The sequence below is a fragment of the Mycobacterium heidelbergense genome (genome assembly GCF_050205645.1).
Classification (GTDB): domain Bacteria; phylum Actinomycetota; class Actinomycetes; order Mycobacteriales; family Mycobacteriaceae; genus Mycobacterium; species Mycobacterium heidelbergense_A.
Map to the genome: position 1 here is coordinate 118,724 of NZ_JBNMQT010000003.1, position 19,068 is coordinate 137,791.

21 protein-coding genes are annotated in these 19,068 nt (G+C 64.7%); 9 read left to right on the plus strand and 12 right to left on the minus strand.

Features of this window, described 5'->3' with window-relative positions; genetic code table 11:
* Window positions 1-68: 68 nt before the first annotated feature.
* A complete protein-coding gene (locus ACQI5H_RS03905) occupies window positions 69-1,109 on the plus strand; it encodes an NAD(P)-dependent alcohol dehydrogenase (protein ID WP_427078090.1) in 1,041 nt (346 codons plus the stop codon).
* Window positions 1,110-1,113: 4 nt separating this feature from the next.
* Here ACQI5H_RS03905 and ACQI5H_RS03910 read toward each other — a convergent pair whose 3' ends face one another.
* A complete protein-coding gene (locus ACQI5H_RS03910) occupies window positions 1,114-1,455 on the minus strand; it encodes a DUF3349 domain-containing protein (protein ID WP_427078091.1) in 342 nt (113 codons plus the stop codon).
* Window positions 1,456-1,666: 211 nt separating this feature from the next.
* Here ACQI5H_RS03910 and ACQI5H_RS03915 point away from each other — a divergent pair, with 211 nt between their 5' ends.
* Together ACQI5H_RS03915 and ACQI5H_RS03920 are read left to right on the plus strand one after the other, a co-directional pair.
* Window positions 1,667-1,996 (plus strand): hypothetical protein, encoded by a 330-nt coding sequence (locus ACQI5H_RS03915; protein ID WP_427078092.1) that lies wholly within the window; start codon window positions 1,667-1,669, stop codon window positions 1,994-1,996.
* Window positions 1,997-2,152: 156 nt separating this feature from the next.
* Window positions 2,153-2,872 carry a hypothetical protein gene (locus ACQI5H_RS03920; protein ID WP_427078093.1) on the plus strand — a complete coding sequence of 240 codons (720 nt, stop codon included), beginning with the start codon at window positions 2,153-2,155 and terminating at the stop codon, window positions 2,870-2,872.
* A 13-nt stretch (window positions 2,873-2,885) separates the two neighbouring features.
* Here ACQI5H_RS03920 and nrdF read toward each other — a convergent pair whose 3' ends face one another.
* Complete coding sequence (gene nrdF / locus ACQI5H_RS03925) at window positions 2,886-3,860, minus strand: class 1b ribonucleoside-diphosphate reductase subunit beta (RefSeq protein ID WP_139329721.1); 975 nt, start codon at window positions 3,858-3,860, stop codon at window positions 2,886-2,888.
* Between the two features lie 196 nt (window positions 3,861-4,056).
* Window positions 4,057-4,659, minus strand: coding sequence for a TetR/AcrR family transcriptional regulator (locus ACQI5H_RS03930; RefSeq protein WP_427078094.1), 603 nt, complete (start codon window positions 4,657-4,659; stop codon window positions 4,057-4,059).
* Window positions 4,660-4,754: 95 nt separating this feature from the next.
* On the opposite strand from ACQI5H_RS03930, the gene ACQI5H_RS03935 reads away from it, so the two are divergent.
* The 3 genes from ACQI5H_RS03935 to ACQI5H_RS03945 are packed head-to-tail and all read left to right on the plus strand — an operon-like array spanning window position 4,755 to window position 7,345.
* Window positions 4,755-6,335 carry a phytoene desaturase family protein gene (locus tag ACQI5H_RS03935; RefSeq protein WP_427078095.1) on the plus strand — a complete coding sequence of 527 codons (1,581 nt, stop codon included), beginning with the start codon at window positions 4,755-4,757 and terminating at the stop codon, window positions 6,333-6,335.
* 34 nt (window positions 6,336-6,369) lie between these two features.
* Window positions 6,370-6,816 (plus strand): SRPBCC family protein, encoded by a 447-nt coding sequence (locus tag ACQI5H_RS03940; protein WP_427078096.1) that lies wholly within the window; start codon window positions 6,370-6,372, stop codon window positions 6,814-6,816.
* Window positions 6,800-7,345 carry a TetR/AcrR family transcriptional regulator gene (locus ACQI5H_RS03945; RefSeq protein ID WP_427078097.1) on the plus strand — a complete coding sequence of 182 codons (546 nt, stop codon included), beginning with the start codon at window positions 6,800-6,802 and terminating at the stop codon, window positions 7,343-7,345. Before ACQI5H_RS03940 ends, ACQI5H_RS03945 begins: the two co-directional genes overlap by 17 nt.
* Window positions 7,346-7,352: 7 nt before the next feature.
* Here ACQI5H_RS03945 and ACQI5H_RS03950 read toward each other — a convergent pair whose 3' ends face one another.
* The 7 genes from ACQI5H_RS03950 to ACQI5H_RS03980 form a co-directional block, all read right to left on the minus strand.
* Window positions 7,353-7,811, minus strand: a complete 459-nt coding sequence (locus tag ACQI5H_RS03950) for a universal stress protein (RefSeq protein WP_427078098.1) — start codon at window positions 7,809-7,811, stop codon at window positions 7,353-7,355.
* Between the two features lie 37 nt (window positions 7,812-7,848).
* On the minus strand, window positions 7,849-9,393 hold the full coding sequence (locus ACQI5H_RS03955; protein WP_427078099.1) for a flavin-containing monooxygenase: 1,545 nt from the start codon (window positions 9,391-9,393) through the stop codon (window positions 7,849-7,851).
* A 102-nt stretch (window positions 9,394-9,495) separates the two neighbouring features.
* On the minus strand, window positions 9,496-10,227 hold the full coding sequence (locus tag ACQI5H_RS03960) for a TetR/AcrR family transcriptional regulator (protein ID WP_427078100.1): 732 nt from the start codon (window positions 10,225-10,227) through the stop codon (window positions 9,496-9,498).
* 45 nt (window positions 10,228-10,272) lie between these two features.
* Window positions 10,273-12,438, minus strand: a complete 2,166-nt coding sequence (gene nrdE / locus ACQI5H_RS03965; protein ID WP_427078101.1) for a class 1b ribonucleoside-diphosphate reductase subunit alpha — start codon at window positions 12,436-12,438, stop codon at window positions 10,273-10,275.
* A complete protein-coding gene (gene nrdI, locus ACQI5H_RS03970) occupies window positions 12,408-12,860 on the minus strand; it encodes a class Ib ribonucleoside-diphosphate reductase assembly flavoprotein NrdI (RefSeq protein WP_427078102.1) in 453 nt (150 codons plus the stop codon). Before nrdI ends, nrdE begins: the two co-directional genes overlap by 31 nt.
* A 35-nt stretch (window positions 12,861-12,895) precedes the next feature.
* Window positions 12,896-13,135 carry a redoxin NrdH gene (locus ACQI5H_RS03975; RefSeq protein WP_076063331.1) on the minus strand — a complete coding sequence of 80 codons (240 nt, stop codon included), beginning with the start codon at window positions 13,133-13,135 and terminating at the stop codon, window positions 12,896-12,898.
* 512 nt (window positions 13,136-13,647) lie between these two features.
* Entirely contained in the window at window positions 13,648-14,217 is a 570-nt protein-coding gene (locus ACQI5H_RS03980) for an NAD(P)H-dependent oxidoreductase (RefSeq protein ID WP_427078103.1), read from the minus strand.
* 91 nt (window positions 14,218-14,308) lie between these two features.
* Here ACQI5H_RS03980 and ACQI5H_RS03985 point away from each other — a divergent pair, with 91 nt between their 5' ends.
* Window positions 14,309-14,917 carry a TetR/AcrR family transcriptional regulator gene (locus tag ACQI5H_RS03985; protein WP_427078104.1) on the plus strand — a complete coding sequence of 203 codons (609 nt, stop codon included), beginning with the start codon at window positions 14,309-14,311 and terminating at the stop codon, window positions 14,915-14,917.
* A complete protein-coding gene (locus ACQI5H_RS03990) occupies window positions 14,905-15,945 on the plus strand; it encodes a DNA polymerase IV (protein ID WP_427078321.1) in 1,041 nt (346 codons plus the stop codon). Before ACQI5H_RS03985 ends, ACQI5H_RS03990 begins: the two co-directional genes overlap by 13 nt.
* Here ACQI5H_RS03990 and ACQI5H_RS03995 read toward each other — a convergent pair.
* Window positions 15,907-16,803 carry an SDR family oxidoreductase gene (locus ACQI5H_RS03995; RefSeq protein WP_427078105.1) on the minus strand — a complete coding sequence of 299 codons (897 nt, stop codon included), beginning with the start codon at window positions 16,801-16,803 and terminating at the stop codon, window positions 15,907-15,909. The genes ACQI5H_RS03990 and ACQI5H_RS03995 overlap by 39 nt on opposite strands.
* Window positions 16,804-16,830: 27 nt before the next feature.
* A complete protein-coding gene (locus ACQI5H_RS04000; RefSeq protein ID WP_427078106.1) occupies window positions 16,831-17,463 on the minus strand; it encodes a TetR/AcrR family transcriptional regulator in 633 nt (210 codons plus the stop codon).
* A 117-nt stretch (window positions 17,464-17,580) separates the two neighbouring features.
* Here ACQI5H_RS04000 and ACQI5H_RS04005 point away from each other — a divergent pair, with 117 nt between their 5' ends.
* Window positions 17,581-19,062 (plus strand): cytochrome P450, encoded by a 1,482-nt coding sequence (locus ACQI5H_RS04005; RefSeq protein WP_427078107.1) that lies wholly within the window; start codon window positions 17,581-17,583, stop codon window positions 19,060-19,062.
* Window positions 19,063-19,068: the final 6 nt, after the last annotated feature.

The window sequence follows — 19,068 nt, forward strand, 5'->3', positions numbered from 1 at the left end:
GACCGATTGGCCTAAAAACTTTACCTTAGCTAAGCTTTTCTAGGACGAACGAACTCGAAGGATCTGCCATGAGCACTGTTTCGGCGTATGCCGCGACGTCGGCCACCGCGCCGCTGACCAAGACCACCATCACCCGCCGCGACCCCGGTCCGCACGACGTCGCGATCGACATCAAGTTCGCCGGGATCTGCCACTCCGACATCCACACCGTCAAAGCCGAATGGGGCCAACCGAATTACCCGGTGGTCCCCGGCCACGAGATCGCCGGCGTGGTGTCCGAGGTCGGTTCGGAGGTCACCAAGTACAAGGTGGGCGACCATGTCGGCGTCGGCTGCATGGTCAACTCCTGCGGCGAGTGCAGTAGCTGCAAGGCCGGGCTCGAGCAGTACTGCAAACCGGGCGCGACCTTCACCTACAACTCGATCGACAAGGACGGAACGTCCACACAGGGCGGCTACAGCCAGGCGATCGTCGTCAACGAGAACTTCGTCGTGCGCATCCCCGACTCGCTGCCGCTGGACAAGGCGGCGCCGCTGCTGTGCGCCGGCATCACGCTGTTCTCGCCGCTGCGGCACTGGAACGCCGGGGCGAACACCCGCCTGGCGATCATCGGCCTGGGCGGCCTGGGGCACATGGGCGTCAAGCTGGGCGCCGCGATGGGCGCCGAGGTGACGGTGCTGTCGCAGTCGCTGAAGAAGATGGAGGATGGGCTGCGCCTGGGCGCGAGCCACTACTACGCGACGGCCGACCCCGACACCTTCAAGAAGCTGCGCAGCAACTTCGACCTGATCCTCAACACGGTGTCGGCGAACCTGAAGCTCAACGACTACCTCGGCCTGCTCGATGTCGACGGGACGCTGGTCGAGCTCGGCATCCCGGAGCATCCGATGGAGGTCGGCGCGTTCCCGCTAGCGCTGGCGCGGCGCAGCCTGTCCGGGTCGAACATCGGCGGGATCGCCGAGACCCAGGAGATGCTGGATTTCTGCGCCGAGCACGACGTGACGCCCGAAATCGAGCTCATCGAGCCGGATTACGTCAACGAGGCATACGAGCGCGTGCTGGCCAGCGACGTGCGCTACCGCTTCGTCATCGACATCTCGAAGCTGTAGGAGCTCAGGAGACCTGCTCCGGGGCCTGCTCCGGTTCGCCGTTCGCACTGCTCTGCTCGGCCGGTCCTATGGAGATGCCGACCAGCGGCCAGCCGGCGGCGGCCAGCTTCGCGGCCACCCGCGCGACGTTCTCCGGACCGGCGTCGTGATGGGTCAGGCCGGAGATGAAATCGGCGATCACATCGCGGTCGATCGCGTCGCCCGGCTCGACCTCCTCGTCGATCGCGTCGACGACTTCGGTGATCTGCTCCTCGGACAACGGCGTGCTGCGCAGCAGCTCCAGCAGCGGAACTCGGTCGGGTCCGGGAACGCCGTCGGGGTAGCCGCATTGCAGCCACCGGATCACTGAACGGAAAAAAGCGGCCGTAGAAGATGGGGTTATCGCCACGCCCCTAAGTGTCACGGGTTGGCGGTCACCCGCGCCACCGGGGCATCGCCCCGCCCCGACATTTCATGCCCCGTTCACCGCCCGTACCGTCGGCCAGCAGAATCCTGCTAGCCGCTGGTCAAAACGATTTTCGTGCATTCTCGTTCGCCGCGCGGAGTACAGTCGAGCCATGACCCGACCCAGCCCGAAGCTTCCCAAGCCAATCGCTTACGTGCATCTCAACAACCCGGGTGATCTGAAACCGGTCCGGGCCTTGCAGCGCGGCTTGGCGGCGCGCCTACGGGACATGGGCCTGGGCGTGCAAACCGAGAGCCTGCGGGAGATGCGCGTCCAGATGGGCCTGGACATGCAGGTCGTGTACGTCAACGTCCGCATGCCGATCCGCGACGGGGTGACGCTGCGCGTACCGGTGATGGCGACGATCGCGCCGAGGTTTTACTCGCCCACCCAGGCGCAACACCTCGATAGTGCCGACGGCACAGGTGCGGCGTCCAATTAGCTCGGTATTGAAAACGGGCCCAGAGAAGCCATCCGCATCAGCGCGTCCGCGACCAAAGCAATAGCAAAGCGTCGAATCAAACCGTTTAAATTCCGAGCAGTTCGGAATGAACAAAATTCAACCAACCGCTGACACGGTTGGCCTAGCATCCCCTGCATGAACCGTGAGGGACAACCCCAGCAGCCAGACAAAGCACGAATAACGCCCGACCCAGCCAACGCCGAGCAGGCGCAAGAGCTAACGACGTCCGAACCCCGGAGCAGCGAACGTCAAGCATCAACAGCGGCCGAGACCAGCAACGAAGTCGCTGATCGATCCAGCGGAATCACAGTAACGGTTCAGCTGCAGGAACCGAAGAAACGCCCACTAGTAAGAATACTTGGCGCCCTAGGGGTATTAATTAGCACCCTAGTCGCCTTCTTCTTAGGCGTCGCATCAAGTCAAGTATCGGATTTTGTCAAACGTTCGGACGACTGCCTCGACGCGCTAGGACAATATAACGTTGGCGTGAGTTCGAATTTCATACTCGCAGAACAATCGCTACATCCGCCTGCCGACGCTCCCGTAGTGGACAACACGCCTTTACTGATTAAGTACAACGACACAATTACCGCGCCGTCCAACAAAATCAGAGTTAAGTGTTTCATCCGTGGAAATCCCCTAAAGCTGAAACCCGCCAATATTGCAGCCTTCAAGTCCAATCTCCACAAGATAGGAGCATGTATGCACGGCCCACCGTGGTGCTCCGACGCTGATGCAGACGCAATCGCCGAGGGCGCGGAACAATCAGCGCAAGACCTGTCAGACGACGCGCAGGAGGTTCCGACTTGGGGTTTACTCCAGCGTGCGCAGTATGTGGTAGCCCACTGGAATTAGCACCTCGCGGGTTTCAGAAGTCCCAGTCCTCGTCCTCGGTGACGACGGCCTTGCCGATCACGTAGGACGAGCCGGAGCCGGAGAAGAAGTCGTGGTTCTCGTCAGCGTTGGGTGACAGCGCGGACAGGATCGCCGGGTTCACGTCGGTCTCGTCGCGGGGGAACAGCGCCTCGTAGCCGAGGTTCATCAGCGCCTTGTTGGCGTTGTAGCGCAGGAACTTCTTCACGTCCTCGGTCAGCCCGACCTCGTCGTAGAGGTCCTGGGTGTATTCCACCTCGTTGTCGTACAGCTCGAAGAGCAGTTCGTAGGTGTAGTCCTTGAGCTCACCGCGCTTGACTTCGTCGACGAGTGCCAGGCCACGCTGGAACTTGTAGCCGATGTAGTAGCCGTGCACGGCCTCGTCGCGGATGATCAACCGGATCATGTCGGCAGTGTTGGTCAGCTTGGCCCGGCTCGACCAGTACATCGGGAGATAGAACCCGGAGTAGAAGAGGAAACTCTCGAGCAGCGTGGAGGCCACCTTGCGCTTGAGTGGCTCGTCGCCCTTGTAGTACTGCATGACGATCTCGGCCTTGCGCTGCAGGTTGGGGTTCTCCTCCGACCAGCGGAACGCGTCGTCGATCTCGGCGGTCGAGCACAGCGTCGAGAAGATGTTGCTGTAGCTGCGCGCGTGCACCGATTCCATGAACGCGATGTTGGTGTACACCGCTTCCTCGTGCGGGGTCAGCGCGTCGGGGATCAGGCTCACCGCCCCGACCGTGCCCTGGATGGTGTCCAGCAGCGTCAGGCCGGTGAAAACCCGCATGGTCATCTGCTTTTCGTGAGCCGTCAGCGTGCCCCAGGACGGGATGTCGTTGGACACCGGCACCTTCTCGGGCAGCCAGAAATTGCCGGTCAGCCGATCCCAGACCTCGGCGTCTTTTTCGTCCTGCAGCCGGTTCCAGTTGATCGCCGAGACGCGGTCAATCAGCTTCAGTTTTTCGCTCACCAGAACCCCACTTCACCAGACGGTTTGCCTGCGGTACTCAGGCTTCAAACACTACCCCTGGGGTGCGACAACCCGCCGCAACACAAGACGTTGTGCTTGCGTGTCGCGGCCTGTCGCTTCATCGAGCGTGTACTCATTGCGAAAAACCGGCCGAGATCTCGCGCTGAGTACACGTTCGGCGCTACGGCGTCGCGGGTTAGTCCAGTCCCGCCTTGCGCAACGTGTGGGTGAGGCCATCCTCCAGCGCGCTCAGCGCCATGTCGGTCAGCCGGCCCAGGTCGTCGATGTCGTGCTCGTCTTTGCCCATCCACGCCTCCAGCGCGACGAACACCGCGGTCGCCAGGCTGTGCGCCGCGATGTCGGCGATCATGGCCCCATCGGCGGTCGGTGCCGATCGTTCGTGGATGAAGCGCGCGATCTCGTCGGCGACCTGATCGCGCATCCGTCGAATGTGCGTGGTGATGATGTCTTGATCCAGGTCGCGCGACCGGATGGTGGCGGCCTCGCGGACCATCGCGAAGTCAAAAGGGAAGGCGTCCACAGCTTTTCGCACCGACGCCGTGATGGGCTCGCCGTGCGGGCGCAGCGCCAGCGCGCGGGCGAACCATTCGAAGCCGATGTCGTAGTCGGCGAATATCACCGCGTGCTTGGAGGGGAAGTGCCGATAGAAGGTTCGCTCGGTCACCCCGACATCGCCGGCGATGTCGGCGACGCTGGTTTGGTGCACTCCGTCGGCGACGAAGCGTTTCATCGCCGCCTGTTGTAGCGCCTGGCGCGTGCGCTGCCTACGCGATTCCACGATGCCAGCATGCCACGAAATGTCACCATTGACGCAAATATGTCATATGTGACATTGTGCGTTCAGGTCGAGCGCTCACACTCCGAGGAGTCACCATGGCGGACTACGACGCGATCGTCATCGGGGCCGGTCACAACGGCCTGGTTGCGGCGAACGTGCTGGCTAAGGGCGGCGCGAAAGTGCTTGTGCTGGAACGGGCTCACTTCCTCGGCGGGATGGCCGCGACGCGGGAGCTCTTCGACGGCTACAAGCACAGCGTCGGCGCGTGGGCGGTGCTGATCTGGCGCCAGGAGATGACCGAGCGCCTGGAGCTCACCAAGTGGGGCTTCGAGCTGATGGACCAGTGGACGTCGACGTGCACGTTCGGCGAGCCCGGGGACACCCCGTTCGTGATGTACAACGACCTCGAACGCATGGCCCGCCACCTGCTCGACGATCACGGCGCCGACACGGCCGCGGCCCTGGGCGGCTTGTTCGCCCACATCGGCCGGTTCGCACCGTATTTCGTCGACTCGGCGTTCGGTCCCCCACTCGACATCATCGAGGTGATCGCCGCGCAGCCCACGCCCGAAGACCGCCACGACTTCGCCCAGATGTGGTACGGCAGCACGATGGACACGGTCCGGCGTTTCCTGGCGCCCGACCAAGCCCGCTGCATCCAGGGCTCGCTTGCGGCGATGTCCATCGACGCGTTCGACGGCGGACCGTGGACCCCGGGCTCGAACGCGTCGACGCTGTATCACTACCTGATCGGCGGTGGCAACGTCGAATACATCATGCCGCGCGGCGGCATCGGGTCACTTAGCACGGCGCTGTGCCGGCGCGCCGAGTCGCTGGGCGCCGAGGTACAGCTCAAACAGCACGTCAAGCAGATCCTGGTGACCGACGGGCGTGCCTCCGGAGTCGAATTGCGCGACGGCACAACGATTTCGGCCGACGTGGTGCTCTCCTCGCTCGACCCATACACCACATTCGTGAATCTGGCCGGCGCGCAACACTTTCCGCCCGACTACATCCGGAAGATCAAGGAAATCAACTTCAACCTCGGATACATCCAGGCGCACCTGACGATCGACCAGGCGCCCCAGTGGATCGAGCGGCTGCAGCCTTTCATGCACGACAACGGGCAATGGTGCCCCACCGTCGCCTACGCGCCGTCACCGGAATACATCAGCGACGCGTGGGAGCAATACCGCAAGGGCCAGCTTCCGGACGCGCCGCCCACCTACCTGTACATCCCCAGCATGGTCGACTCGTCGCTGGCGCCCGAAGGCAAGCACAGCGCAACGATTTTCACGCCGTACTTCCCGACCGGGCTCGACGCCGACGAAAACCGAAGCTGGAAAGAGCAATACGCCGACACCTGCGTGAGAATCTTCGACACTTTCGCGCCCGGGTTCGCCGACTCCGTCACCAATCGGGTCGTGTTCTCCAACCGCTACTTCGGCAGCACCTTCAGCGCGCACGCCGGCGACTACTCGCATGGCTTACTGCAGCCCAACCAGCTGTGGACCGGCCGCGTCGTCGAGGGAGCCGACAAGTTCGCCACGCCGCTCGATGGCCTCTTCCTCTGCGGGCAATGCACCCACCCCGGCCCGGGCGTCACCGGTATCCCCGGGTGGAACGGCGCCGAGGCGGCGCTCAAGCGCCTCGACGCCCGCGTCGGACAGGCCTAGGCAAAGCCCGACCCATGGATGTACCATTTGGTACATGCTCAACGAGGACAGCATCGAGATCGATGCACCGGCGCAGTTGGTATGGGAGGTCTTCAGCGACGTCGAGCGCTGGCCCGAGTGGACCGCCTCGGTGACGTCGCTGGTCGGTCAGGACGGACCCAACATCGCCGTCGGCAGGCGGTTCGCGATCAAGCAACCCGGCATGCAGAAGCTGGTCTGGCAGGTCACCGAGATCGAACCCGGCACGTCCTGGACGTGGGTGCAGCGCTCTCCCGGCTCATTGGTGACCGCGCGCCACTACGTCGATGCCCAACCCGGCGGCCGCACACTGGTGCGCCAGCAACTCGACCAACGGGGTCCACTGGGCGCGCTCGTCGGGCGGCTGATGGTCAAGAAGACCAAGCGCTTCCTGCAACTCGAGGCCCAAGGTCTCAAGGCCCGGTCTGAACAGCTCAGCCGCGCCGATGGCCCGCACTCCTGACTCCCAACGGCGCCGCCAGCTTCTCGACGCGCTGATCGAGGACTTCGCCGCGAACGGCATCGGCGACCGGTCGCTGCGCGACGTGGCCGCCGCGGTCGGCACCAGTCATCGAATGCTGTTGCACCACTTCGGGTCTCGAGAAGATCTGCTGGTGGCGATCGTCGAGGAGGTCGAGCGACGGCAGATGGCTCTCGTCCCCGGTTTGCCGATCAATCCGGCCCAAGGCTTCGCAGCGATGTGGGCCGACCTCCGTCGGCCCGAATTGCGTCAGCTGGAGCGGCTCTTCTTCGAGTGCTACTCGCGGGCGGCCCAAGGCGAAAAGCCGTTCACGCGCATGATTCCCGGCGCCGTCGACGACTGGCTGCGCGAAGTCGAGGCTTCCGCCGATGTTCCCTACGACGGCGCGATGGCACGGCTCGGGCTCGCCGTGACTCGCGGCCTGCTGCTGGATCTCGTCGCCACGAACGACGACGCCGCGGTGGATGCGGCCGCGAAAGCCTTCTCAGAACTGCTAGACCGCGATACTTGACGCTGCCTCAGCCGGTGGTGTGGACGATCAGCACGTCGGTCTTGGACCTGCGGGAGACTTCCGATGGGACTGAACCCAGCAGCCGCCCGGCGACGCTGCTGAGCCCGACGTTGCCGACAACCAGCAGGTCGGCATCGACCTCCTCGGCGAGGTCCACGAGCGCATTGATGGGGGCGCCGACGATCGACTTCTCCTCCACGTTCTGGGCCCCAGCTTGATGCGCGCGCTCCCTGGCGTTCTGCAGGATCGCGTAGTAGGGGGCCTCGCCCACCGTCCGGTAGTCCTGACCGTGGTCGCTCCCCGGCGGGATGGCGTAGCGACCCTTTTCCTCGGGGACGGGGAGATGCGCGGTCGCAACGATCAATTTCGCGCCGTTGTCCGCAGCGATCGCGGCTGCGCGCTCGACCGCACGCAGCGACGAGTCCGAGCCATCGGTGCCGACCACGACGGTCTGATAGGCGCTCATAAGCCTCCTAGTGTAAAGCCCGGCAGCGGTTCCCCCACTAGGACGCCTGAACTCGGCTTCTGCCTGCCTTGCCCACGCCGAAGAACTGGTATTCCTCCGGTTTGACCGAACGGGTCGACATCCAGTACTGCCATGTGTAGCCACCCCAGAGCACCGTGTTCTTGCCGTGCTCGTCGAGGTACCAGCTGCTGCACCCGCCGGTGTTCCATACCGAGTCGGCGAGCTTGCGCTGCAGCTCGTCGTTGAAGCGGTCCTGCGCTTCGCGGGTCGGGGCCAGCGCCTGCGCGCCCATCTTGTCGCATTTCGCGATCGCGTCGGCGACGTAGCGGATCTGCGATTCGATCATGAACACCACGGAGTTGTGGCCCAGGCCCGTATTCGGTCCCAGCAGGAAGAACAGGTTGGGCACGTCGGCGATGGTGATTCCGCGATGCGCACCGATGCCCTCGCGGTTCCAGCGATCGACCAAGTCTTCGCCGTGCTGCCCCTTGATCTGGACGTAGGTGTAGGAGTCGGTGACGTGGAAGCCGGTGGCGTACACGATCACGTCGGCCCGGCGTTCGGTGCCGTCCGCGGTGACGATCCCCTCGCACGTGATGCGAGTGATGCCGTCGGTGATCAATTTGGTCTTCGGGTCCGCGACGGCGCCGTAGTAGGTGGAGGAGTTCAGGATTCGCTTGCAACCGATGCGGTACTTAGGGGTTAGCTTGCGGCGCAGCTCACGGTCTTTCACCGATCGCCAAATGTTCCACTTGCAATACGCCTCAATGAATTTCAGCGCATTAGGACGCTTGGTCATGCCGAAGGCGAGCGCCTCCTGCCCCCAGTAGATCGCGAGGCGCACCAGCGGACGAAGCCCGGGGATGTTTTCCATCGCCGTGCGCAGCGCCGACGGGATCTCGGGGTTGGAACGCGGCACCACCCACGGCGGGGTGCGTTGGTAGAGCTGAAGCTCGGCGACCTGCCCGACGATCTCGGGCACGATCTGGATGGCGCTGGCGCCCGTCCCGATGATCGCCACCCGCTTGCCGGTCAGGTCGACGCTGTGATCCCACTCCGCGGAATGGTAAGCGGGACCGGCGAATTCGTCGCGACCCTCGATGTCGGGGAACGACGGAATGTGCAAAGCGCCGGCCCCCGAGACCAGGAACTGTGCGACGTATTCGCGCCCGTCGGCGGTGAACACGTGCCAGCGGTACTCGTCGTCGTCCCAATAGGCGCGATCGACCAGGGAGTTGAATTCGATGAAGCGGCGCAGGCCGTACTTCTCGGTGACTCCCTGGAGGTAGTCCCAGATCTCGGGCTGATACGAGAACGGGTTTTTCCAGTCCGGCTTGGGCTCGAAGGAGAACGAGTACAGGTGCGAGGGGATGTCGCACGCGCAGCCGGGGTAGCTGTTGTCGCGCCAGGTGCCGCCGATGTCATCGGCCTTCTCCAGGATGACGAAGTCCACGCTCTGCCGCTGCAACGCGATGGCCATGCCCAGACCCGAGAACCCGGTCCCGATGATGACGACGCGGGTGTGGACGGGCGGCTGGTCGGACTGCGGCAGCGAATCGGCTTCGGTTACGACATCGGTCATGGCGGATCGGGTCTTCCTTTAGCTAACGCAATACCCAGTACCCAGGGTATCGGATAAGGCGAGTGTTATCGACGGCCGTGGCGATGTCAACGTCGCGACGGCTCAGCTGGCGGCCGGGTTGCTGGGCACGGCGCTGTGGATCGGCTGGTCGGGGTCCATCGTGATGCCCAGCGCCTCGGCGGTGCCGACGATGACCCCCATCATGATGGTGGTCAGGTGGGCGACGAATTGCTCGCGCGGCATGCGTCGCGGGCTGTCGGCGTCGGGACCGAGCCACCACTCGGTGGCCGAGGCCGCCGATCCGAAAGCCGCGTGGCCGGCCAGTTCGATCGCCGCGTGGTCGAGCTCCATCTCGCGGAGCTCGTTGTCGAACATGTCGGCCATGGCCAGGGTGATCCCTCGGCCCTCGTCGAGGATCTTGGGGCTCGCGGCGGAACGGCCCTGGATGAAAACGCGCAGCACGTTCGGGTGTTTGTCGACCAGGTCGACGTACTCCTCGACACTGCGCTGGATGACGTCGCGGGCCGAATCGGTTTTCAGGTCGATCGACGGGAAGATCGCCGCCCACAGCATGTCGCGCAGGCGCTGCCCGATCGCCTCGAACAGGTCGGACTTGTCGTGGAAGTGCCGGTAGATCTTCGGCTTGGCGGTGCCGGCCTCCTCGGCGATTTCCCGCACGCTCAGCTCGGGTCCGAGGCGGTCGATGGCGCGGAAGGCGGCGTCGACGATCTCGCCGCGCACCTTCTTGCGGTGCTCGCGCCAGCGTTCACTGCGCGCGTCGACCTTGCGCCCGGGATTCACGCTCGGGTGCGGTGGTCGCGGAATTCTCACCACGTCATGCACCATACCGCGTCGGAGCCGCTGACCAGCGCAGACTGGCTACAGCATGCAGGAGACGCAGCCCTCGACCTCGGTGCCTTCCAGCGCCAGCTGGCGCAGCCGGATGTAGTAGAGCGTCTTGATTCCCTTGCGCCAGGCGTAGATCTGCGCCTTGTTCACGTCGCGAGTCGTGGCGGTGTCCTTGAAGAACAGCGTCAGCGACAGCCCCTGGTCCACGTGCTGGGTGGCCGCGGCGTAGGTGTCGATGATCTTCTCGTAGCCGATCTCGTAGGCGTCCTGGTAGTACTCCAGGTTGTCGTTGGTCATGTAGGGCGCCGGGTAGTAGACCCGCCCGATCTTGCCCTCCTTGCGGATTTCGACCTTCGACACGATCGGGTGGATCGACGACGTCGAGTGGTTGATGTAGGAGATCGACCCGGTCGGCGGCACCGCCTGCAGGTTCTGGTTGTAGATGCCGTGCGCCTGGACCGACTCCTTCAGCCGTTTCCAGTCGTCCTGGGTGGGGATGCGGATCTCGGCATCGGCGAACAGCTGGCGCACCTTGTCGGTCGCCGGCTCCCACACCTGCTCGGTGTACTTGTCGAAGAACTCCCCCGACGCGTACTTCGACTTCTCGAAACCCTTGAAGTGCGTGCCGCGTTCGATCGCGATCCGGTTGGAGGCCCGCAGCGCGTGATACAGCACCGTATAGAAGTAGATGTTGGTGAAGTCCACGCCTTCCTCGGAGCCGTAGAAGATGCCCTCGCGGGCCAGGTAGCCGTGCAGGTTCATCTGCCCGAGCCCGATCGCGTGGGAGTCGTTGTTGCCCTGCTCGATCGAGGGCACCGACGTGATGTGCGTCTGGTCGCTGACCGCCGTCAGCGCGCGGATCGCGACTTCGATCGACTGGGCGAAGTCCGGCGAGTCCATCGTCTTCGCGATGTTCAGCGATCCCAGGTTGCACGAAATGTCTTTGCCCACTTTGGCATACGACAAGTCATCGTTGAAGATCGACGGCGTGGACACCTGCAGGATCTCCGAGCACAGGTTGGAGTGGGTGATCTTGCCCTCGATGGGATTGGCCCGATTCACCGTGTCCTCGTACATGATGTACGGGTAGCCGGACTCGAACTGCAGCTCGGCCAGCGTCTGGAAGAACTCCCGCGCCTTGATCTTGGTCTTGCGGATCCGCGCGTCGTCGACCATCTCGTAGTACTTCTCGGTCACCGAGATGTCGGCGAACGGCACGCCGTAGACCCGCTCCACGTCGTATGGCGAGAACAGGTACATGTCCTCGTTCTTCTTGGCCAGCTCGAAGGTGATGTCGGGGATCACCACGCCCAGGCTCAGCGTCTTGATCCGGATCTTCTCGTCGGCGTTCTCCCGCTTGGTGTCCAGGAAGCGGTAGATGTCGGGGTGATGGGCCTGCAGGTACACCGCGCCGGCGCCCTGACGCGCCCCCAGCTGATTGGCGTAGGAGAAGGAGTCCTCGAGCAGCTTCATGATAGGGATGACGCCCGAGGACTGGTTCTCGATGTTCTTGATCGGCGCGCCGTGCTCGCGAATGTTGGAGAGCAGCAACGCAACTCCCCCACCGCGCTTGGACAGCTGCAGGGCGGAGTTGATCGACCGCCCGATCGACTCCATGTTGTCCTCGATGCGCAAAAGGAAGCACGAAACCGGTTCGCCGCGCTGCTTCTTGCCCGAGTTCAAAAACGTCGGGGTCGCCGGCTGGAACCGGCCGTCGATGATCTCGTCGACCAGCTTCTCGGCCAGCCCGGTGTCGCCGGCCGCCAGCGTCAGCGCGACCATGACCACGCGGTCCTCGAAGCGCTCCAGGTAGCGCTTGCCGTCGAACGTCTTCAGCGTGTAGGAGGTGTAGTACTTGAACGCGCCCAGAAACGTCGGGAAGCGGAACTTCTTGGCATAGGCGCGGTCCAGCAGCTCCTTGACGAAGTTGCGCGAATACTGGTCGAGAACCTCACGCTCGTAATAGTTCTCGCGAATCAGGTAGTCGAGCTTCTCGTCCTGATTGTGGAAGAAGACCGTGTTCTGGTTGACGTGCTCCAGGAAGTACTGCCGCGCCGCCAGCACGTCCTTGTCGAACTGAATCCTGCCGTCCTTGTCGTACAGGTTCAGCATCGCGTTCAGAGCGTGGTAGTCCGTCTCTTCGGGCGGCACGTGCGTGCCGGCGGCTACAGGCTCTGCAGTGACGGTTGGTGGCACGTCTGTTCCTTCCAAAAGTCAGCGAGACCGGCCCGGACGGCATCCACGTCGTCCGGGGTTCCCATCAGTTCGAAGCGGTAGAGGTACGGAACGCCGCACTTGCGCGAGACGACTTCGCCCGCGTAGGCGAATTCCGCACCGAAGTTGTTGTTGCCCGCCGCAATGACGCCGCGGATCAACGACCGGTTGTGCTCGTTGTTCAAAAAGGCGATGACCTGTTTGGGGACGTAGCCACCGTCGTTGATGTCCGGTGTGGCCCGGCCGCCGCCGTACGTCGGCAGTATCAGCACGTACGGCTGGTCGACCTCGATCCGGCCATGCAGCGGGATTCGGGTGGCGGGAACACCCAGCTTCTGCACGAAGCGATGGGTGTTCTCCGACACCGACGAAAAATAGACCAGGTTGCGCTGCGTGGCGTCCATGGCACCGCAACCTCCTTACTTGCTCATCTACTGCACTAGGCGCTCAGCGCGGCTCCAGCAAGCGCCTTGATGCGATCGGGCCGGAAGCCGGACCAGTGGTCGTTGCCGGCCACCACCACGGGGGCCTGCAGGTAGCCCAGCGCCATCACGTAGTCCCGAGACTCCGAGTCCAGGGTGATGTCGACCTTGTCGTAGGCGATGCCCTGTTTGTCCAGAGCCTTGAAGGTGGCGCTGCACTGCACGCATGCCGGCTTGGTGTACACGGTGACGCTCATGGAGCCGCTCCTTTGCGGAAGGGAACTTATTACGGACTGGCAACTGCTGGGGGTACTACGTCTGCGCTATGTTCAGCGGCCCGTCAAGGCCCCAGATTCCCGTCTTGCGGAGGTCAGGCCGAACGGCCTGGCGGTACCCATTCCGGGAGGTGCCCCATGCCCGGCCAGCTTGGGGATCCTGGGATCTGCCGGTGCTCGAAACACTACACCTAGTGGCCGACAAGTTGTCGAGATACAAGATGTTCGGAATAACAATTTTGAAATTCCCTGGTCGCAAGGCTTGCGGCGGCCGCGCTCCCGGCGTGTCGCAGATCACATATCGCGCCGCGGATGCCCATACGGATTGGTATATCACCGGCCACCGACATCGCGTGTTTTGAGCCGGTCCCACCGGCGCGCGCCTCCCCCGCTAGCAAAGCCGCCAGCGGCAACTGGCGGCTTTAGCTATTCGGTTGTCGAAACGGTGCTGGTCGCCGTCGGCCGGCTTGTCGGCTTTCCCCAAATTCAAGCCATCAGCCGACCTCGGCGGCGAGCTTGCCGACGACGTCGCGCACATTCGCCGACAGTTCGGCGTGCTCCGCCGGAGCCCTGCCTTCCAACGTTTTGAACGGCACGGACAGCTTGATCGACTCGACCACCGACGCGCCGGCAATCCCGAACGACTTACGGGTCTCGTCGTGCGCCCACACCCCGCCGTACTGGCCGAACGACCCGCCGATTACCGCCAGCGGCTTGCCCTTCAGCGCGCCGTCGCCGAACGGTCGCGAGAGCCAGTCGATCGCGTTCTTGACCACCGCCGGGATGCTGCCGTTGTACTCGGGGGTGACCACCAGAGCGGCGTCCGCGTCGGCGGCCGCGGCCCGCAGCGCGTTCACCGGAGCCAGCGCCGGGGCGTCGGGCGTCATCGCGGCGTCGATCTCCTCGTTGTAGAACGGCACCTGCGCCAAGCCTTCGAACAGCGTGATGGTGACGCCGTCGGGAGCGACCGCAGCCGCCAGCTCGGCGATCTGACGGTTGATCGACGCCGCACGCAGGCTGCCCACCAACGCCAAGACTTTGATGTCGGACTTGTTCTCTGGCACTGTTCGGTTTCCCTTCGGTTCTTGGTGTACATCCTTGCACGACCAAACCGGACCCTAGTCCGCTTTATTCCGAACGCGTTAAAGTGCAGGTATGAGCCAGCGGTTGCGCGAGTTGCCGGTGTCCGCTCCCCCACAGCTTCCGCAGGAACGAGGCGACGCGGCGCGCAACCGTGCGCTTTTGCTGGAGGCGGCGCGCAACCTGGTAGCCGAGCGCGGCGCGGACGCCGTCACGATGGACGACGTCGCCGCGGCGGCCGGGGTCGGCAAGGGCACCGTCTTCCGGCGATTCGGCAACCGGGCCGGCCTGATGATGGTGCTGCTCGACGACGACGAGCGGGCGAGTCAGCAGGCATTTCTGTTCGGCCCGCCGCCGCTGGGTCCCGATGCGCCCCCGATGGATCGCCTGGTGGCGTTCGGCCGAGAGCGGATGCGCTTCGTCCACGCCCACCACGAGCTGCTGTCGGAGACCAAGCGCGATCCGGAGCTCCGCCACGTCGGGGCCGTCGCGGTGCAGCACACCCACGTGCGGGTGCTGTTGCAGTCGGCGCGAACGACCGGCGACCTCGACGTCCAGGCCGACGCCCTGCTGGCTCTACTCGATGCGGACTATGTGGAGCACCAGCTCAACGAGGGCGGTCACACCCTCAAGACGTTGGGCGACGCGTGGGAAAGCCTGGCGCGCAAGCTGTGTGGGCGGTGACGAACTGGGTCCTGCACGTGGACCTCGACCAGTTCCTGGCATCGGTGGAGCTGCGGCGTCACCCCGAACTGGCCGGGCTGCCGGTGATCGTCGGCGGCAGCGGCGATCCGACCGAACCGCGCAAGGTCGTCACCTGCGCCTCGTACGAGGCCCGCGAGTTCGGTGTGCACGCAGGCATGCCGCTACGCACCGCGGCGCGCCGCTGCCCCGACGCCACGTTCCTCCCGTCGGATCCCGCCGCCTACGACGCGGCCTCCGACGAGGTGATGGGACTGCTGCGCGACCTCGGGCACCCCGTCGAGGTGTGGGGCTGGGACGAGGCCTACGTCGGCTTCGCCGGCGAGCAACCGATGGAAATCGCCGAAAAGATTCAGACGGTCATTTCCTCGGAGACGGGTTTGTCGTGCTCGGTGGGCATCAGCGACAACAAGCAGCGGGCCAAGGTCGCGACCGGGTTCGCAAAACCGGCGGGCGTCTTCGTCCTCACGGACGCGAATTGGATGAATGTGATGGCGGACCGGCCCGTCGACGCCTTGTGGGGCGTGGGACCCAAGACCGCGAAAAAGCTTGCGGCCCTGGGGATAACGACGGTACGCGAACTCGCGCACGGCGATGCCGAGCTGCTGACGTCCACCTTCGGCCCGCGCACCGGTCTTTGGCTGCTGCTGCTCGCCAAGGGTGGCGGCGACGCGGACGTCAGCGCCGAGCCGTGGGTTCCGCGCTCCCGCAGCCACGTCGTGACGTTTCCGCGGGATCTCACCGATCGCGCCGAAATGGATTCGGCGGTAACGGCATTGGCCCGGCAACCGCTCGACGACGTCGCGGCGGGCGGGCGGGTGGTCACCGGGGTGGCGGTGACTGTGCGCACCGCGACGTTTTACACCCGCACCAAGATCCGCAAGCTGGCGGCGCCCACCACGGACGCCGACGTCATCGTCGCGGCCGCGCTGCGCGTCCTGGACCTCTTCGAACTCGACCGGCCGGTCCGGCTACTCGGGGTGCGACTCGAGTTGGTCATGCCGGCGTGAGGGCACCGGGGCGGGCCGTAGTGCGCGGGTGAAGATGACGTTGACCCGGCGCATCGCGACGCTGTAGGGCCACCACGCCAGCCGCTTGAACGCGTAGAGCGCCCGGATGTCCTGCGACGTGTAGATGAGGTATCTGTTCTTTGCGACCCCGGCCAGGATCTTGTCGGCCGCCTTCTCCGGCGATACGGCGTGACCGCTGAAGCGGTCGATCCACCGGCGGACGTTGGGGTCCTCGCGATCGACCCCGGCGATCTCGACCGTGTTGACCAACGGGGTCTTCACCGCGCCGGGCACGACGAGCGACACCCCGATGCGGTGCCGGGCCAGGTCGAAGCGCAGCACCTCGGAAACGCCGCGCAGTCCGAACTTGCTGGCGCTGTAGGCGGCGTGCCAGGGCAACGCGACCAGCCCGGCCGCCGACGACACGTTGACCAGGTGCCCACCCCGCCGGGCGGCCACCATCGGGGGGACGAACGTCTCGATGACGTGGATCGGACCCATCAGGTTGATCGCGACCATCTTGCTCCACTGCTCATGGCTCAGCCGGTCGACGGTTCCCCACGCCGATACCCCGGCGATGTTCATCACCACGTCCATGCTGGGTTGCTTGGCGTGAATGTCGGCGGCGAACGCCGCCACGTCGTCATAGTCGGCGATATCCAGGGCCCGGTACTGCGGCACCTGCGCGCCCACCGCGCGGGCGTCGGCCGCCGTCAGCTCCAGGCCTTCGGGGTTGCGGTCGGTCAGATAGAGTTCGGCTCCCTGCGCGGCCAGCCGTAACGCGGTGGCGCGGCCGATGCCGCTCGCCGCACCGGTTACCAGACACCGCTTCCCCGCGAAATATGCCTTCTGCGCCATGGCCGTGACGATACCGCCGGTAACGCGTTAGCTCTGCCCGCCGCCCCACAGCGAATTGAGCCACAACTGCTCGAGCACCCGCACGCCGCGCTCCACGTCTCGGTCGGGCCCGAGGAAGGTGACGTCGCCGGACAGCATCATCGCGGTGGTCGCGCCGAGCATGCGGACGAGAGCCGGCACATCGTCACTGATCGGATGCGCTGTGCCGGCGGCGATTTCGTCGTCGACGATGCTGACAATCTGGTCGATCACGACGTCGATCTGGCCGTCCAGGATCTCCCGGATCTTCGCATCGGTGTTCCGCGCGTCGTTGCACGCAGTCATGATCGGGTCGTTGTGGGCGAACACCGTGGCGGCGCTACCGACCATGCGCCGCGCAAACGCCGCCGGCGTCTCGCCGGGCGCGCGCGGCGCGAAGTACTGCGTGAGCTCCTCGAGTTCGTGCGTTGCCTCGGCCAGGATCACGGCGAGCACGTCGTACTTGGAGTCGAAGTAGAAGTAAAAGCCGGACCGTGCGATGCGGGCCCGCTCGCTGATGGTGGCGACGGACAGGTCCGCGAACGAACCCTCTTGCAGCAGCTGCCGCACCGCGCTGACGATCGCCTCCCGCTGCAGATCGCCGCGGCTACGCCGGGCGGTGGGCGTCGGGTCGGCTGCCATGGTCTGACCTTGTCATCCCGACCAGAAAAGACCAAAACTTGACAGGCGTCAAGTTCGGACTTCAGGATGGGCTGAAGTGCTAGCGCGCACGTGTCCCGGGATCGCAAAGGAGCGTCCATGGCCGCCACCATCAGCACCCCGCACTACCTGCTCGACCAGGCGCGGCGCCGGTTTACCCCGTCGATCAACAACTTTCCCGGCATGGGCCTGGTCGAACGAAGGCTGCTGAACACTCAATTCCCGGAACACAAGCTCGCCGATCCGCCGCCGGGCAGCGGGCTCAAGCCCGTCCTGGGTGACGCGGGGCTGCCGGTCATCGGGCACATCATCGAGATGCTGCGCGGCGGGCCGGACTATCTGATGTTCCTCTACCAGACCAAAGGACCCGTCGTGTTCGGGGACTCGCCCGTCCTGCCGGGGGTCGCGGCGCTGGGCCCGGACGCGGCGCAGGTCATCTACTCCAACCGCAACAAGGACTACTCGCAGCAGGGTTGGGTCCCGGTGATCGGGCCGTTCTTCCACCGCGGGCTGATGCTGCTCGACTTCGACGAGCACATGTTCCACCGCCGAATCATGCAGGAGGCGTTCGTCCGCTCCCGCCTGGTCAGCTACGTCGAGCAGATGGACAAGGTCGTGTCGCAGGTGGTCGCCGACGACTGGGTGATCGACGATGCGCGCTTCCTGCTTTACCCGGCGATGAAGGAGCTGACCCTCGACATCGCGTCGATGGTGTTCATGGGCCATGAGCCCGGCACCGACCACCAGTTGGTCACCAAGGTCAACAAGGCGTTCACCGTCACCACCCGCGCGGGCAACGCCATCATCCGCACCAGCGTGCCGCCGTTCACCTGGTGGCGCGGCCTCAAGGCGCGCGAATTGCTGGAGGACTACTTCCGCGAACGGGTCAAGGAACAACGCGGCAAGAACGGCACCGATCTGCTGTCGGTGTTGTGCGAGAGCGAGGACGAGGACGGCAACAAGTTCTCCGACGAGGACATCGTCAACCACATGATCTTCTTGATGATGGCCGCCCACGACACGTCGACGTCGACCGCGACGACCATGGTTTACCACCTGGCCGCCAATCCGGATTGGCAGCAGCGCTGCCGCGACGAATCCGACCGGCTCGGCGACGGCCCGCTCGACATCGAGTCGCTGGAGAAGCTGGAGTCGCTCGATTTGGTGATGGACGAGTCGATTCGGATCGTGACCCCGGTGCAGTGGGCGATGCGGCAGACGGTGCGCGACACCGACCTGCTCGGCTACTACATTCCCAAGGGCACCAACGTCATTGCGTACCCCGGGATGAATCATCGCCTGCCGGAACTCTGGACGGATCCGTTGAAGTTCGACCCGGAGCGGTTCTGCGAGCCGCGCAGCGAGCACAAGCGACACCGCTATGCGTTCACGCCGTTCGGCGGCGGTGCGCACAAGTGCATCGGGATGACCTTCGGGCGGTTGGAGGTCAAGACGATCCTGCACCGGCTGCTGCGCCGGTACCGACTGGAACTGCCCCGACCCGGCTACCAGCCGAGCTGGGATTACGGCGGCATGCCGATTCCGAAGGACGGCATGCCGATCGTGCTGCGCCCGCTCTGACGCGGC